We start from the raw sequence: 13541 nt of genomic DNA, 5'->3' as shown, positions 1-13541 counted from the left end.
CTTGAGCCGAGGATACGACGGCGCGGCGCAGGCCGCGACGGGATCAGTAGGCGACCGAGAACCGCTCCCGCTCGTGCGCGGGGGTGAGGACCTCGTCGACGAACGCGGTCGCGTAGTCGGCGCCGGAGATCTCGGAGTTGCCGTCGGCGTCGGTGAGCAGCACGTCGCCGCCCACGCGGTGGGTGCCGCGCTTCTCGCCGGGGTTGAAGGAGCCGTAGCTCGCGGCGGGGCTCAGGTAGAACCAGTCCACGTCGTCGATCGTGCGCAGGTAGTCCAGCGCGCGGTCGTGCTCCTGGGCGATCGGCTTGACCGCGTCGGGGAACGACGGGGTGTCGACCAGCTTGGGTCCGTCCTCCGCGACCAGCAGGCTGCCCGCGCCGCCCACGACGCCCAGGCGGGCGCCGGTGGAGCGCGCGGCGGCGACCAGCGCCTCCAGGGCGGTGCGCAGCTCGGTGCCGGTGTCCGACGGTGCCGCGGTCGGCAGGGCGGAGACGATGACGGCGGCGCCCTCGACGGCGCGGGCCACGAAGGCCGGATCCGTCACGTCGCCGGCCTCGGCGGTGGCGCCGGCCGGGACCTTCGCGACGTCGCGGGCGACGCCGACGACCTCGATGCCGCGGTTCAGCGCTTCAGTAGCGATGTGGCCGCCGGAGTATCCGGAGGCTCCGAAGACGGTGATCCTCACTTGGCGCCCTCCAGCTTGTTCTTGAGCAGCAGCGCGTCGATGCCCAGCGAGGTCTGCGGCACCGCGGCGACGGCGAGCAGGCCGGCGATCAGCACGAGTGGCAGCTCGATGCCGCCGCCGGTGGCGAAGAAGCCGCTGTCGATGTGCACGGTGAAGATGGCGCCGAGCATGTCGATGATGAGCACGATCGCGACGATCGGGACCGCGAACCCGACGATGAGCAGCGCGCCGCCGAGGAGCTCGGCGAGGCCGGCGAACCAGGCGGACAGGGTGGGCGCGGGGACGCCCATCTTCTCGAAAGCACCGGCGGTGCCACTGAGGCCGTTGGTCACGACCTTCTGCCAGCCGTGCGCGAAGAAGACGACGCCGAGGATGACCCGGGCGACCGTGAGGAGGGTGAACTGGGTGGTGACCAGTTTCTTGACCATGCGATCTCCTAAGATGGTTGAAGCTTCAAGCTTTTGCCGTTACCATAGAAGCACAGACGATTCGTAAGCGCAATACTTCCGTACGTGTAAGGTTTTCCGACATGGCTGATTTCGACGTCTTCGCGAAGGACTGCCCTTCGCGCGAGGTGTTCGCACACGTCACCGGACGGTGGGGGGCGCTCGTCCTGGGACGCCTCCGGACGGAGCCGCAGCGGTTCGGCGAGATCCGCCGCCAGGTCGAGGGCATCAGCGACCGCATGCTCACGCAGACCCTGCGGGCCCTCGTCGACGACGGACTCGTCAGCCGCTACTCGGCCGACACCAATCCCCCGCGTACCGAGTACCGCCTCACGCCCGCGGGTGCGGACGTGGCGGAGGCGGTGCTACGGCTCGCCGAGGCCGTGCAGACGGCGATGCCCGCGGCGCGGTCGTAGCGCGCTCACTCGATCCCCGGGAGGGAACCCATGACCACCATGCCCGCGCTGTTCCTCAGCCACGGCGCGCCGCCGCTCGTCGACGACGAGCGCTGGGTAGCGCAGCTGCGCCGGCTCGCCGCCGACCTGCCGCGGCCAGAGCAGATCCTCGTGGTCTCCGCGCACTGGGAGGCGGCACCGCTCACCGTGGGCGCCACCGATTCCCGGGTGCCGCTCACCTACGACTTCGGCGGCTTCCCCGAGCGTTACTACCGCACCGTCTACCCCTCCCCCGGCGCGCCGGAGCTGGCGGACCGGATCGCGGCCATGGCGCCCGACGATCAGCCCGTGCACCGGGACTCGGAGCGTCGCCTGGACCACGGCGCGTACGTGCCGCTCACCGTGATGTACCCGGAGGCCGACATCCCGACGCTGCAGGTCTCGCTCCCCACGCTGGAGCCGGAGGCACTGTTCGGGCTGGGCCGGCGGCTCGCGGAGCTGCGTGAGGAGGGCGTGATGATCATCGGCTCCGGGTTCACCACGCACGGCCTGCCCTTCCTCACCGACCCGAGCGCCGACGCCGTCGCGCCCGGCTGGTCGGTCGAGTTCGATGCCTGGGCGCACGAGCGGTTCGCCGCCGGGGACGTGGACGGGCTCATGCGGTTCCGCGAGGAGGCGCCGGGCATGCCCTACGCACACCCGCGGATCGAGCACTTCTCCCCGTTGTTCGTCACGCTGGGCGCGGCGACGGATCCCGAGGTCGCGCCCGAGGAGCCGATCGACGGCTTCTGGATGGGGCTGGCCAAGCGCAGCATCGTCGCGGCCTGAGGCGCGCGTCAGGTCCCGTCGGGCTCGGTGACGTAGGCGAGGAGGGCGGCGTCGTCGGACTCGAGCCGGTCGACGATCTCCCCACCGTCGCAGCGCAGCAGCGCGACGACGGCGTGCCCGCCCGATCGGCTCAGCACCGTCCAGGTGCCGCCGGAGTCCTCCCAGCGCCGCAGCTGGTCGAGCGAGGTCGTCACGACCGGGCGCCGATCAGGCGACGGCCTTCGCGACAAGGGCCGCGATCCGCGCCTCGGTCTCGGCGTCGAGCGCCGTGACGTTCCAGACGATGGGGTGCATGCTCGCACCCTCCTCGAAGGCGGGGTTCACCGTCTCGCCGAAACCGAAGGCCACGTACGTGTCTCCCGGCTTGATGTAGCAGACGTCCTCGCCGCCGCCGACGTAGAACGGCAGGCCCCAGCGGACCACCGGCTCGAGCCCGGGCGCGTTCTCGCGGATGATCGCGTGCAGGCGCTCCCCGATCCCGTCGTACGGCGCGGGCATGGCACGGAGCTTGGCGAGAACGGCGGCGTCGCCCTTCTTGGTGAACATGATGCGCGGGCCTCCTCGGCGTGGATCGACCCGCTCACGCTACCTCGGGGCCGCCCTCGGCGACGCTCCGGAAACGAGACCGGGCGGGGTTCTGATTTCTCAGAACCCCGCCCGGTCTGCGGTTTCCTCTGTGGAGCTAAGGGGAATCGAACCCCTGACCTCCTCGATGCGAACGAGGCGCGCTACCAACTGCGCTATAGCCCCTTGCGGAACTCGAATACCTTAGCAAGCCCCGCGGCCAAACTGTTAACCGACCTTGCGCTCGTACGGTTCCCGCACGTCAGCGGGGCGATCGAGGAAGTCGAACTCCTCGGCGCGGTACCGCGGCAGGTGGTCGAAGGCGGGGTCCTCGTCGTCGATCTCCATGACGATGCAGCCGCCCCGACGCAGGTGCGCGGGCACTCCGTCGCGCACCTCGGCCTCGCGGGCGCGCTCGCGGCGGGCACGCTCCAGCCGGGCCATCCGGCGCCGACGGATCTCGGTCTCGATCCGCACCGTCCGGCGCAGGTAGGCGAGGTAGGCCACCAGCGCGAGCACCACGGCGCCGAGGCCGTACCAGGCGAAGGGCACGTTCATCAGGCCGGCGCCGAGCGCGACCACGGCGAGCACGCCCAGCACCAGCGTCACGCGCTGCCGGAACCGGAACCGCGCCTCGGTGATCCGGGCGTCGTTCTCGGGGTCGTAGCCGCCGCGACGGCGGCGCGGCTCGGCGTCGAACTCGTCGTCGTGCTCCGCGGCGGGGCGCTCGACGGGGTCGAACTCCTCGGTGAGCTGCTCGTCCGCCGGGACGTCGTCCACCTCGTCCACGTCCTCGTCGGCGTCCTCGTCATACGCTGAGGCCTCGACGATCTCGTCGTCCTCGAGGTCGAGCTCCGCCTCGATCTCGGCGTCGGCCTCAGCGGCGGGCGCGTGGGCCGGCTCGGCTTCGGGCTCGGCGACGGGCGCGGTCACGCGGCGCACGATCGGCGCGGCGGCGTCGGCGGTCGCGTCGTCGGCGGTCGCGTCGTCGGCGGTGGCGTCGTCGGCGGGTGCGTCCAGGCGGTCGAGGTCGACGATCTTCGTCCGCTTCGCCATCGCGGCCCGCTCGACGGTAGGGATCGGCGTGGTGTCGCCGTCCATCGGGCTGGATCCGTGCAGGTCGTCGACGTCGGAGTCGACGTACGCGTGCGCCTCGGCGTCCTCGTCGGCGATGTCGTCCTCGGCCACGGCACCGGTCTTCCCGAGCACGATCCGCCCGTCCTCGATGTCCTCGACGTCGTCGTCGAGCTCGGCGTCATCGCGCTCGGCGGGACGCTCCTCGGCGACGGTGGCCGCCGGGCGGATGCGGCGCCGCACGGCGCGGGTGGCCGAGCCGCCGCGGTGCAGCAGCCGGGTCTTCAACGTCGCGTCGGACACCTGGTTCACCTTGGGGTGCCGCGCCGCGAGCATCGGAACGAGTACCACCAGCCACGCGACGATCAGCCCCACCCAGAGCAGTGTCTGCGGGATCATGTCGGCTCCCTCCGGCATTCAGCGAGCACGGATCACATCCGTGTAAGTCGCCTAGAAGGCTATTTCAACTGCGCGATTCAGCACGTCCGACGCGCCGTAGTCAAACCCCAAAAATCTCAATCAGTCACTTCAGTCACACGGGTCAGAACCGGGCGCGGCCCGATCGGACCACCCGCGCGACCATCGAATCCGCGACCTCCTCGGCCGTGATCGCGACGAGCAGGTGGTCGCGCCAGCCACCGTCGACGTGCAGGTACCGGCGCAGCAGGCCCTCCTCGCGGAACCCCGAATTGCGGAGCACGGCACGCGATCCGGCGTTCTCGGGACGCACCGTCGCGTCCACGCGATGCAGGCGCAGCGCCCCGAAGCAGTGATCGACGGCCAGCGCGACCGCCGCCGTCGCGACCCCGCGGCCGGTGACCTGCCGGTCCACCCAGTAGCCGACCCAGGCGCTCTGCAGCTGCCCGCGCGTGATGTTCCCGATGGTGATCTGGCCGGCGTAGGCACCGTCGACCTCGATGACCAGCGGAACGATGGTGCCGGACCGGGCCTGGGAGCGGAGTGACGCGCACAGCGGCGTCCACTGCGATGCGGTGTGTCGGCGCTGCCAGTTCACCTCGCCCGACGGTTCCCACGGCTCCAGCTCGGCGCGGTTGAGCAGGCGCAGCCGCGACCACTGGCGGCCGTCGCGGGCCCGGATGGGGCGCAGGCGGACGACGCCCGCGGCGGTCGTGAGGGGCCCGAGCTCGACCTGCCAGTCCGTTCCGAACAACACGTCAGCCGCGCTGGGCGAGGAACGCGACGACCACGTCGTCGCCCGCGCGGACCTCGGTGACCTCCGGGTCCACGACGATGAGGCAGTTCGCCTCGGCCAGGCTCACCAGCAGGTGGGATCCATTGTCGGGGATCGGCGCGACCATGAACTCGCCGGTGTCCTCGTCGCGCATGAGCTGGCCGCGGACGTACTCGCGGCGGCCGGCGGGCGACTGATGGGACGCGGCGCTCTTGGCGGTCACCAGGCGGCGCATCGGCTGCCGCTTGCCCAGCGCGATGCGGATCAGCGGCCGCACCATGACCTCGAACGCGACCAGCGCGCTCATCGGGTTCGAGGGCAGCAGGAAGGTGGGCACCTGGTCGCCGCCGAGGGTGCCGAAGCCCTGCACCGACGCGGGGTGCATCGCGATGCGCTCCACCGCGAGGTCGCCGAGCTCGGTCAGCGCGGCGGTGATGTCCTCGGACGCGCTGCCGCCGAGCGCGGAGGTCACGATCACGACCTCCGAGCGCTGCAGCTGCGCCTCGACCGCCTCGCGCACCCCGTCGGTGGTGACGATGCCCACGCGGTGCACCTCGGCGCCGCAGTCGCGGGCGGCCGCGGCCAGCGCGTAGGAGGCCACGTCGTAGACCTGGCCCGCACCGGTGTCCCGGTCGATGTCGACGAGCTCGCGGCCGACGGAGATCACGGCGACGCGCGGCCGCGGGTGCACGGAGACCTTGTCGCGCCCGACGGCGGCGAGCAGGCCCACCTGCGCGGGCCCCACGACGGTGCCGCGGCGCACGGCCACGTCGCCCGGCTGCACGTCGTCACCGGTGCGGCGAACGTACTGACCCGATCGGACCGAGTGTCCGACACGGACTTTCGACAGGCCACCGTCGGTCCACTTGTCGGGGAGGACGGCGTCGGCGAGCGTGGGCAGCGGCGCGCCGGTCTCGACCTTGACGGCCTGCCCGGGCTGCAGCCGGATGGGCTGGCGGTTGCCCGCGCGGACCTCGCCCACGACGGGCAGGCTCACGACGATCTGCTCGCCGGTCTCCTCATCGGTCTCGCCGGCGGTCGCCACGTCGACGGAGCGCACGGCGTAACCGTCGATGGCGGCCTGGTCGAAGGCGGGGAGGGCGTTCTCGACGACCACTTCCTCCGCGCACATGAGGCCCTGCGCCTCGGAGATCCCCACGCGCACCGGCCGCGGCGCCACGGCCGCCGCTGTGACCCGTGCCAGATGGTCCTCCACGGAGCGCATGCTCTCGGCCTCCTACAGCGTCAGTCTCGGTTCAGGCGATCCTGCAGCCACGTGCGCAGGTCGGGACCGTAGTCGTCGCGGTCCAACGCCAAGTCAACCGCAGCCTTGAGGTAGCCCCCGGGATTTCCGAGGTCGTGTCGGGTTCCGCGGTGCACGACGACGTGCACGGGATGCCCCTCGCTGATGAGCAGCGCGATGGCGTCGGTCAGCTGGATCTCGCCGCCGGCCCCCTTGTCGATGCGGCGCAGCGCGTCGAAAACGGCCCGGTCCAGCAGGTAGCGGCCGGCAGCCGCGTAGTTCGACGGCGCGTCCTCGGCCTTGGGCTTCTCGACCATGCCGTTGACCTTGAGCACGTCGGGGTTGGCGGCGTCGGGCACGATCTCGACGTCGAAGGCGCCGTAGCTGCTGATCTGCTCCGGGGAGACCTCGATCGCGCACAGCACCGAGCCGCCGCGCTTCTCGCGGACCTTCGCCATCGTGGTGAGGACGCCGATGGGCAGCACCAGATCGTCGGGCAGCAGGACGGCGACGGCGTCCTCGTCGTCGTCGAGAACGGGCTCGACGCAGGCCACCGCGTGCCCCAGGCCCAGCGGCTTCTCCTGGATGACGGCCTCGGCGTGGATCAGATTCGGTGCGCGGCGCACCTTGTCGAGCATCGCGGTCTTGCCGCGCTTCTCCAGCGTGCCCTCGAGCACGAGGTCCTCGACGAAGTGGGCGACCACGCCGTCCTTGCCCGGGCTGGTCACGATGCAGAGGCGTTCCGCGCCGGCGGCCGCGGCCTCCTCGGCCACCAACTCGATGCCCGGGGTGTCGACCACGGGGAGCAGCTCCTTGGGCACCGTCTTCGTCGCGGGGAGGAAGCGGGTGCCGAGGCCGGCGGCGGGGACGATCGCGGTCTTCGGGATGGACGGCGCGTTGCTCATTCCCCCACCTTAGGCTAGGTCACGTGAAGGTAACGATCCGAGTGGCTGGGAGTTCGCTGCGTGAGCGCTGACACCAAGGCCGCCTGGCGCGCACGGTTCCGGCGCGGTCGCGCCGCGATGACGGGCGCTCAGCGGGCGGACGCCGCGGCGGCGCTGACCGCCGTTCTGGCCGCATCGGACCTGGGTGACGTGGTCGCGGCGTACGTGCCGGTGGGCTCCGAGCCCGCCTTCACACTGGACCGGGAGGTGTTGCTGCCGGTGACCCCGCCGGAGCCCGGCCCGCTGGACTGGGCGTGGTCGGGCTCACTCGCCCCGGGCCCGTTCGGCCTCCTCGAACCGGCGGGGCCGCGGCTGGGCGCCGATGCTGTGGCCTCGGCGTCGACAGTGCTGCTGCCCGCGCTGGGCTGCTCCCGCGACGGTGTGCGGATGGGCCGGGGAGCCGGCTACTACGACCGGTCCCTGCGGCCGGGACCTCGGCTGATCGCAGTGGTCTACGACGACGAGCTGGTCGACTGGTTGCCGTCGGAGCCCACGGATGTGCCGGTCCATGCGGCACTGACCCCGTCGGGGTTGGTGGACTTCGCGTCGTGAATCCGCGGCTGAGAGCGTCGGGAGGCCGAATCCGGCTTCGTGACGCTGTGGGCCGTGGATTCACGGCGCCGGTCACACCAGGAGGCGGGAGATGTACTTCTCGCCGTAGGTGCGCAGGGCGGCGGTGTCGCTGATGTCCAGGCCGGTGGGCGAATTGGAGAGCAGGGAGCCCGTGATCCGCAGCATGAGGTCCACCACGGAGCAGAGGTCGGCGTAGTCCTGCTCGGCGCCGGAGTTGCGCAGGCGGATCACGATGCCCTGGATGAGCAGGTCCCACACGCCGCGCGGGATGCGCAGGAAGTACTCGGGCTCGGCGGCCAGCACCTTGGACACGGCCATGTTCGACTCGGCCTGCTCGATGCTCAGCACGAACACCTCGACCAGCGTCTGCTGCGGCGTGTACCCGACGATCGTCTTGTCGAGCTTGCGGCGCAGCGTGCGGATCTCGATGGCCACGACGCGGGCGATCAGCTGGTCGCGGTTGGGGAAGATCCGGTACAGCGTGCTGCGGGAGACGTGCGCCTGCTTCGCCACCTGGTCCATGCTGACGCCGGGGATGCCGTTCGCGGCGATCACCTCGCGTGCCGCGTCCACGATCCGCCGCGCAGGTGAGGGAACCGTCATAGCGGTATCGTATCCGCTCACATCCTTGGCACTCGAATCGCAGGAGTGCTAATTCGAGGGGTAGAATCAACAGGTGCCTACCTATTCGTATCAGTGCAAGGAGTGCGGCGAGGCCTTCGACGCCGTCCAGTCCTTCTCCGACGATCCGCTGACCGTGTGCCCCAACTGCGGCGGCCCGCTGCGGAAGCTGTTCAACTCCGTCGGCGTCGTCTTCAAGGGCAGCGGCTTCTACCGCACCGATTCCCGCAGCTCCAAGGCCGATACGACGGCCAAGTCGGAGAAGAAGTCGGACACGGCGACGAAGGTCGACAAGGCCACCAGCTCGTGACCCACGCCTTCGACGAGGCGACGGCCCTCGAGCCGATCGACGGCGGTTTCCGCGCGCAGACGCACCCGGCCTACAACAACATGGTCGGGCCGTTCGGCGGGATCACCGCCGCCACCGTCGTCGCCGCGCTGCAGGCGCATCCCGAGGCGCAGGGCCACCCCCTGAGCCTCACGCTCAACTTCGCCGCCCCGATCAAGGACGGCGCCTGGGACGTCGCGATCACCGTGCTGCGCACGAATCGCACCAACCAGCACTTCACGTACGTCATCAGCCAGGGCGACGGTGCCGTCGCCTCCGGTACCGCGGTGTTCGGCACCCGCCGCGACACCTGGAGCGACACCGAGCTCGCCTTCCCGCCCGTGCAGGGCCCCGAGGGCTACGCCGAGCTGTCCATGCCGGAGTTCGTCGAGTGGGCGAAGAACTACGAGACCCGTTTCGTCGAGGGCAGCCTCGAGATGGACGGCCCGCAGGACGGTTCGACGACCACCATGTGGCTGCGCGACAAGCCCGCGCGCCCGCTGGATTATCCCGCGCTCGCGTCGATCTCCGACTCCTTCTTCCCGCGGGTCTTCCTGCGCCGCGGAACGTACGTCCCGGCGGGCACGATCTCGCTGACGACGTACTTCCACGCGAGCCCCGCGGAACTCGAGCAGCAGGGCGCCGACCACCTGCTCGCCACGGCCCGCGCGGCCCGGTTCGGCCACGGTCACTTCGACCAGTACGGCCAGCTCTGGGGCCGGAACGGCACCCTGCTGGCGACCACGCATCAGATCGTCTACTACAAGGATCCGAAGGCCTGATCGGGGGCGTTCCTCCACAGGTTCGGGGTTATCCACAGGCGCCCGATCTCCGACGGTGCGGGGGTGCGGCACCGTCGTAGCCTCCGGGCATGGACTCCTTGCAACCGACCGGGGCGGAACGGATCCGCGCCGCGCTGCGGCCCGGGTGGGCGCGCACCCTGACGGCCCGACGGTCCGCCGCCGCGGCGCTCGCCGTGCTGGCTCTGATCGTGGCGCTCACCAGCCGTCCGAGCGGGCCGCAGGCGCAGGTCCTGGTGGCCGCGCGGGAACTGGGGCCGGGCGGCCGGCTCACCGGTGCGGACCTCGCGGTGCGCACCGTACCGGCCGAGCTCGCCCCGCAGGACGCGCTGACCGGGCCCGACGATGCCGTCGGCCGGTCGGTGACGGGTCCGGTGGGCGCGGGCGAGATCCTCACCGGACGTCGGGTCCTGACCGATCGCACCGCCGGGCACATCCGCCCCGGTTCCCGCCTGGTCCCGGTCTCGCTGCAGGACTCGGCGACGATGGACCTGCTCCGCGCGGGCGACGTGGTCGACGTGGTGGCGCAGCGCAAGGACGACTCCCCCGCCGTGCTGGCCCGCTCGGCGACGGTGGCGGTCGCCGCGGCCCCGCAGGCCACGCGGCAGCAGGCCCGCACCGCGATGCTCGCGATGTCGGAGGCGGAGGCGCACGCGGTGGCGGCCGCGGCCCTCAGTTCCCCACTGTCGGTGGTGTTCCGGTGAGGTCAGCGCTCGACGACGTCCCAGTCGCCGAACCGCACGAAGCCCGCCGTCCCGGCGAGCGCGATCGACGCCGCGTTGTCGGTCTGGCAGCGGTACTGCGGCTCGCCACCCGCCTCGAACGCCGCCTGCGCCAGCGCGTTCACCACTGCGAGCGCGTAGCCCCTGCCGCGGGACGCGGGCAGCGTGAGCACGCCCAGGTCCCACAGGTTCGAGCCGCGGAACGGGTAGGAGCTTCCGGCGGCGACCAGGCGGTCACCGTCGAACACGCCGACCGCGAGGTCGTCGTCGAGGTCCACCAGGGCCGCATCGACGTCCTCACGCGATGCCGCCGCCTCGAAGGCGTGGAACGCGGCGAGGTCGTCGCCGCCGAGCGTGCGGACGGCCGGGTGCAGGCCTCGTGCCCGACGGTCCGCGTGGCTCGCCTCGGGCAGGTAGAAGACGTGGTCGGCGCCGTGCAGCCGCATCCCGGCCGCAGCGAGGGCGATGTCGAGCGCGGAGGCGTCCGCGGGCTGTCCGATCGCCGCCGCGGCGGCGGGCGTCGCGGCGGCGGCCACGGCACCGTCGGGCGACGTGAGGGTGGCGAGGTGCAGCCCGTCCTCCAGCCCGGGGCTTACCACGTAGCGGAACGGGGAGCCGGCGTACGGGCCGGAAAACACGGAGCGCCAGTAGCCGTCGACGGCGGAGGAGAACATGCCGGGATCCTCTCCCGCCCCGTCGGATTCGGACAACCGAATTCCGGTGACGTCAGCCGACGCGGTAGGTCAGCTCGCGGATCAACCAGACCTGCCGCTGCCGCGCGACGTCGGCGTACGCGGGTCCGTAGTAGTAGCGCAGGTACTGCTGGCCGGCGCGCCGCTGGGCGCGGGTGGGCAGCGTGGCGAGTTCGGCGGGTGGGGCGAGCTCCGCCGCTTCGGGGGTACGGATGGCGCCCTGCAGCCACCGTCGTTGCTCGAGGATCATCCACCACCACGCACCGCCCAGCAGGGTGAGGGTGACGGCGCACTTGAGCAGGATCAGCGCGAACGCGATCATCGGGTCGTCGCCGCTGGGCGCGTTCCACCAGAAGTGCAGAAGATAGGACAGGGCCACGGCCAGGGCGGCCGCCGCGAGGCGGCTGCGCAGCAGTGCGAGGCCAAGCGCGAAGAACGCGGTGTACACCCAGTGCGACTGGAAGCCGAAGAGCGCGCGCAGCAGTGTCACGGTGAGCGCGCCGGCGACGTCGGACTGGGCGTCCCTCAGCGCGAAGGTGATGGCGTAGGTGAGGTTCTCCACCACCTGGAAGCCGAGGCCCGCGAAGGCACCGACGGCGAAGATCTGCAGGGGGCGGCGCAGCCGGTCGCGGAACATCACCAGGAGGAGCGCGACGCCGGCCCCCTTGATCGTCTCCTCGTTGAGCGGGCCGACGAGGGCGGCGCCCCAGTGCGTGGCGCCCGGATCGTCGAGGACGTCGTTCACGGCGTCGGAGGCGAAGCCGTTGATCTGCAGCGACAGCCCGCAGGCGCCGATCGCGCCCCAGGCGAAGGCGAGTGCCCACGCGCTGCGGACCTGCGCGTGGGACCGGTCGAGGGCCCAGATGATCACCGCGATCGCGGCCGCCGCGAGCACGATGATCGGCAGCGCCGCGGCGAGTCCGGCGCCGGACTCAGCGAACCGCGGCACCATGTCGCGCGCGAGCACGTAGCCGCCGCACACCAGGCCTGCCGCGAACACCCAGAAGGAGATCGTGGTCATCCGCGCGCGCATCAGACCTCCCGCATCGATCGCACGAGCGCGGCCAGGTCGGGCACGGCACCGTCGGGCGGGCGCAGGGTGAGGACCGTGACCAGGAGCGTGTCCCGCCCGACGACCGCGCACTCCCCCGCCCGGCCGCCGCCCGTGGCGGTACAGCTGCGGCCGGTGAACTGCGCGTCGCGGAGGTCGCCGGTGAAGCGCGCGTCGACGCCGCCCGCCTCGAACTCGCGCAGGCGGCGCGGCGCGGCGGTGTCGAAATCGGTCAGACCGGTGGTGAGGCGCACGGAGAGCGAGCTGCCGCTCGAGTGGACGAAGCGCACCACGTCGGCCCTGCCCGACGGCACCTTGTCCCAGCCCGACGGTGCGCGGAAATCGACTCCGGCGTACTCGTTCCCGACGCGATAGGCGTGGTCGGCGACGGGCGTCTGCGGCGTCGGCACAGCGCGTTCGATCCCGAACCACCCCGCGGCGAGGCCGCCGACGACCAAGATCACACCGGCCGAAACGCCCGCGTCCACTGCGCGGATTCGATTCATACGGCTAGCATAAGTCCGAAATTGCATCACGCGTCACTGGCGTTACAACCTCACGAAGGACACTCGATCATGCTCAAGGGATTCAAGGATTTCCTCCTCAAGGGCAACGTGCTGGACCTCGCGGTCGCCGTTGTCGTCGGCGCCGCGTTCACGGCGATCGTCACCGCGTTCACCGAGCACATCGTGCAGCCGCTCATCGCCTCCATCGGCGGCGACCAGAACGTGCAGGGCCTCGCGTGGGCGCTGAGGAAGACCGCCGATGGCAAGCCCGTCGAGGGCACGGTCATCGACCTCGGCGCGGTGATCACGGCGGGCATCAACTTCGTCCTCGTGGCGGCCGTCGTCTACTTCGTGCTGATCCTGCCGTACGAGACGCTGAAGAAGCGCGCGAGCGGTCCGGCCACCGAGGACGAGGTGGACGTGCTCGTCGAGATCCGCGACCTTCTCGCCGCGCAGGCCGCGCAGCCGCAGGGCGGCGCGCACTCGGTCACCGAGCTTCCGCCCACGGGGCAGTTCCCCTCGCAGAAGCCGCAGGTCTGACCCCCAGGAACGACGAATCCGGCCTCCCCTGTTGGGGAGGCCGGCTTTCGTTTCGGGGTCCGACGGTGCCATCAGTTCACGTTCGGCTCCACCGCCGCGGCATCAAACTCAGCCATCACCCGGACCGACGAGAATCTACTGACCAATGGGCGACGCTACTCGCAGCTACCGAACTCCCAGAAATCGAGAACGTAGTGCTTGAACGCACCATCAACTAGCGGCGTCCACGTGCCTTCGTTGTTTGTCTCCGTAAACATGCTTACGTCGACCTTGGTGCCCGGCCACAAAGTCGTCGACGGGGAAGACTTGGACGGCTCCCAATGGCCGGTCACCATGG

General features: G+C 71.2%; 19 protein-coding genes and 1 tRNA gene. 7 read left to right on the top strand and 13 right to left on the bottom strand.

The features are described 5' to 3' along the window. Window positions 1-43 precede the first annotated feature (43 nt). Window positions 44-685 carry an NAD(P)-dependent oxidoreductase gene (locus tag BLW32_RS06190; protein WP_068524257.1) on the bottom strand — a complete coding sequence of 214 codons (642 nt, stop codon included), beginning with the start codon at window positions 683-685 and terminating at the stop codon, window positions 44-46. Continuing rightward, a complete protein-coding gene (locus BLW32_RS06185; RefSeq protein ID WP_068740984.1) occupies window positions 682-1113 on the bottom strand; it encodes a DoxX family protein in 432 nt (143 codons plus the stop codon). Before BLW32_RS06185 ends, BLW32_RS06190 begins: the two co-directional genes overlap by 4 nt. 101 nt (window positions 1114-1214) lie before the next feature. Between BLW32_RS06185 and BLW32_RS06180 the strand changes: the two genes are divergently transcribed. Continuing rightward, complete coding sequence (locus BLW32_RS06180) at window positions 1215-1547, top strand: winged helix-turn-helix transcriptional regulator (protein WP_068524255.1); 333 nt, start codon at window positions 1215-1217, stop codon at window positions 1545-1547. A 30-nt stretch (window positions 1548-1577) separates the two neighbouring features. Then, window positions 1578-2354, top strand: a complete 777-nt coding sequence (locus BLW32_RS06175) for a dioxygenase family protein (RefSeq protein ID WP_068524254.1) — start codon at window positions 1578-1580, stop codon at window positions 2352-2354. A gap of 8 nt (window positions 2355-2362) precedes the next feature. Here BLW32_RS06175 and BLW32_RS06170 read toward each other — a convergent pair whose 3' ends face one another. The 7 genes from BLW32_RS06170 to BLW32_RS06140 all read right to left on the bottom strand — a co-directional run bounded on the left by BLW32_RS06170 (window position 2363) and on the right by BLW32_RS06140 (window position 7332). Then, the gene (locus BLW32_RS06170) at window positions 2363-2548 is read right to left on the bottom strand and encodes a hypothetical protein (protein ID WP_068740983.1); all 186 of its coding nucleotides are present in this window, start codon (window positions 2546-2548) and stop codon (window positions 2363-2365) included. Window positions 2549-2561: 13 nt separating this feature from the next. After that, complete coding sequence (locus tag BLW32_RS06165) at window positions 2562-2900, bottom strand: DUF1801 domain-containing protein (RefSeq protein WP_068740982.1); 339 nt, start codon at window positions 2898-2900, stop codon at window positions 2562-2564. Window positions 2901-3031: 131 nt separating this feature from the next. Further along, window positions 3032-3104: transfer RNA gene (locus BLW32_RS06160), tRNA-Ala, on the bottom strand. A gap of 42 nt (window positions 3105-3146) precedes the next feature. Continuing rightward, window positions 3147-4391, bottom strand: a complete 1245-nt coding sequence (gene sepX / locus BLW32_RS06155; protein ID WP_139286093.1) for a divisome protein SepX/GlpR — start codon at window positions 4389-4391, stop codon at window positions 3147-3149. Between the two features lie 142 nt (window positions 4392-4533). Then, the gene (locus BLW32_RS06150; RefSeq protein ID WP_068524250.1) at window positions 4534-5166 is read right to left on the bottom strand and encodes a GNAT family N-acetyltransferase; all 633 of its coding nucleotides are present in this window, start codon (window positions 5164-5166) and stop codon (window positions 4534-4536) included. A gap of 1 nt (window position 5167) precedes the next feature. Continuing rightward, on the bottom strand, window positions 5168-6409 hold the full coding sequence (gene glp / locus BLW32_RS06145) for a molybdotransferase-like divisome protein Glp (RefSeq protein ID WP_068740980.1): 1242 nt from the start codon (window positions 6407-6409) through the stop codon (window positions 5168-5170). A gap of 20 nt (window positions 6410-6429) precedes the next feature. Continuing rightward, window positions 6430-7332: a UTP--glucose-1-phosphate uridylyltransferase gene (locus tag BLW32_RS06140; RefSeq protein WP_068524248.1), complete on the bottom strand. Its 903-nt coding sequence runs from the start codon at window positions 7330-7332 to the stop codon at window positions 6430-6432. A 60-nt stretch (window positions 7333-7392) separates the two neighbouring features. Between BLW32_RS06140 and BLW32_RS06135 the strand changes: the two genes are divergently transcribed. Further along, the gene (locus BLW32_RS06135) at window positions 7393-7923 is read left to right on the top strand and encodes a 5-formyltetrahydrofolate cyclo-ligase (RefSeq protein ID WP_068524247.1); all 531 of its coding nucleotides are present in this window, start codon (window positions 7393-7395) and stop codon (window positions 7921-7923) included. A 72-nt stretch (window positions 7924-7995) separates the two neighbouring features. Here the strand turns inward: BLW32_RS06135 and BLW32_RS06130 are convergent, their stop codons facing one another. After that, window positions 7996-8547: a TetR/AcrR family transcriptional regulator gene (locus tag BLW32_RS06130; protein ID WP_068524246.1), complete on the bottom strand. Its 552-nt coding sequence runs from the start codon at window positions 8545-8547 to the stop codon at window positions 7996-7998. Between the two features lie 73 nt (window positions 8548-8620). On the opposite strand from BLW32_RS06130, the gene BLW32_RS06125 reads away from it, so the two are divergent. The 3 genes from BLW32_RS06125 to BLW32_RS06115 all read left to right on the top strand — a co-directional run bounded on the left by BLW32_RS06125 (window position 8621) and on the right by BLW32_RS06115 (window position 10397). Further along, complete coding sequence (locus BLW32_RS06125) at window positions 8621-8875, top strand: FmdB family zinc ribbon protein (protein ID WP_068524245.1); 255 nt, start codon at window positions 8621-8623, stop codon at window positions 8873-8875. Continuing rightward, the gene (locus BLW32_RS06120; RefSeq protein WP_068740978.1) at window positions 8872-9675 is read left to right on the top strand and encodes an acyl-CoA thioesterase; all 804 of its coding nucleotides are present in this window, start codon (window positions 8872-8874) and stop codon (window positions 9673-9675) included. The genes BLW32_RS06125 and BLW32_RS06120 overlap by 4 nt, the downstream gene beginning before the upstream one ends. A gap of 89 nt (window positions 9676-9764) precedes the next feature. Continuing rightward, entirely contained in the window at window positions 9765-10397 is a 633-nt protein-coding gene (locus BLW32_RS06115; protein WP_068740977.1) for an SAF domain-containing protein, read from the top strand. Between the two features lie 2 nt (window positions 10398-10399). On the opposite strand, the gene BLW32_RS06110 is transcribed toward BLW32_RS06115, so the two are convergent. Genes BLW32_RS06110 through BLW32_RS06100 form a run of 3 tightly spaced genes read right to left on the bottom strand, consistent with a single transcriptional unit; the run spans window position 10400 to window position 12664 of the window. Continuing rightward, window positions 10400-11089 (bottom strand): GNAT family N-acetyltransferase, encoded by a 690-nt coding sequence (locus tag BLW32_RS06110; RefSeq protein ID WP_068740976.1) that lies wholly within the window; start codon window positions 11087-11089, stop codon window positions 10400-10402. A gap of 52 nt (window positions 11090-11141) precedes the next feature. Further along, window positions 11142-12128 carry a PrsW family intramembrane metalloprotease gene (locus tag BLW32_RS06105; RefSeq protein ID WP_170181088.1) on the bottom strand — a complete coding sequence of 329 codons (987 nt, stop codon included), beginning with the start codon at window positions 12126-12128 and terminating at the stop codon, window positions 11142-11144. An 11-nt stretch (window positions 12129-12139) separates the two neighbouring features. Further along, complete coding sequence (locus BLW32_RS06100) at window positions 12140-12664, bottom strand: hypothetical protein (RefSeq protein ID WP_139286092.1); 525 nt, start codon at window positions 12662-12664, stop codon at window positions 12140-12142. Window positions 12665-12733: 69 nt separating this feature from the next. Between BLW32_RS06100 and mscL the strand changes: the two genes are divergently transcribed. Continuing rightward, the gene (gene mscL, locus BLW32_RS06095) at window positions 12734-13204 is read left to right on the top strand and encodes a large conductance mechanosensitive channel protein MscL (RefSeq protein WP_068740973.1); all 471 of its coding nucleotides are present in this window, start codon (window positions 12734-12736) and stop codon (window positions 13202-13204) included. The last annotated feature ends 337 nt before the right edge of the window (window positions 13205-13541 follow it).

Source organism: Tsukamurella tyrosinosolvens, assembly GCF_900104775.1.
In the GTDB taxonomy this organism is placed as follows: domain Bacteria; phylum Actinomycetota; class Actinomycetes; order Mycobacteriales; family Mycobacteriaceae; genus Tsukamurella; species Tsukamurella tyrosinosolvens.
The sequence above is the reverse complement of the archived record's forward strand: the minus strand, read 5'-3'. Positions and strand labels throughout refer to the sequence as shown.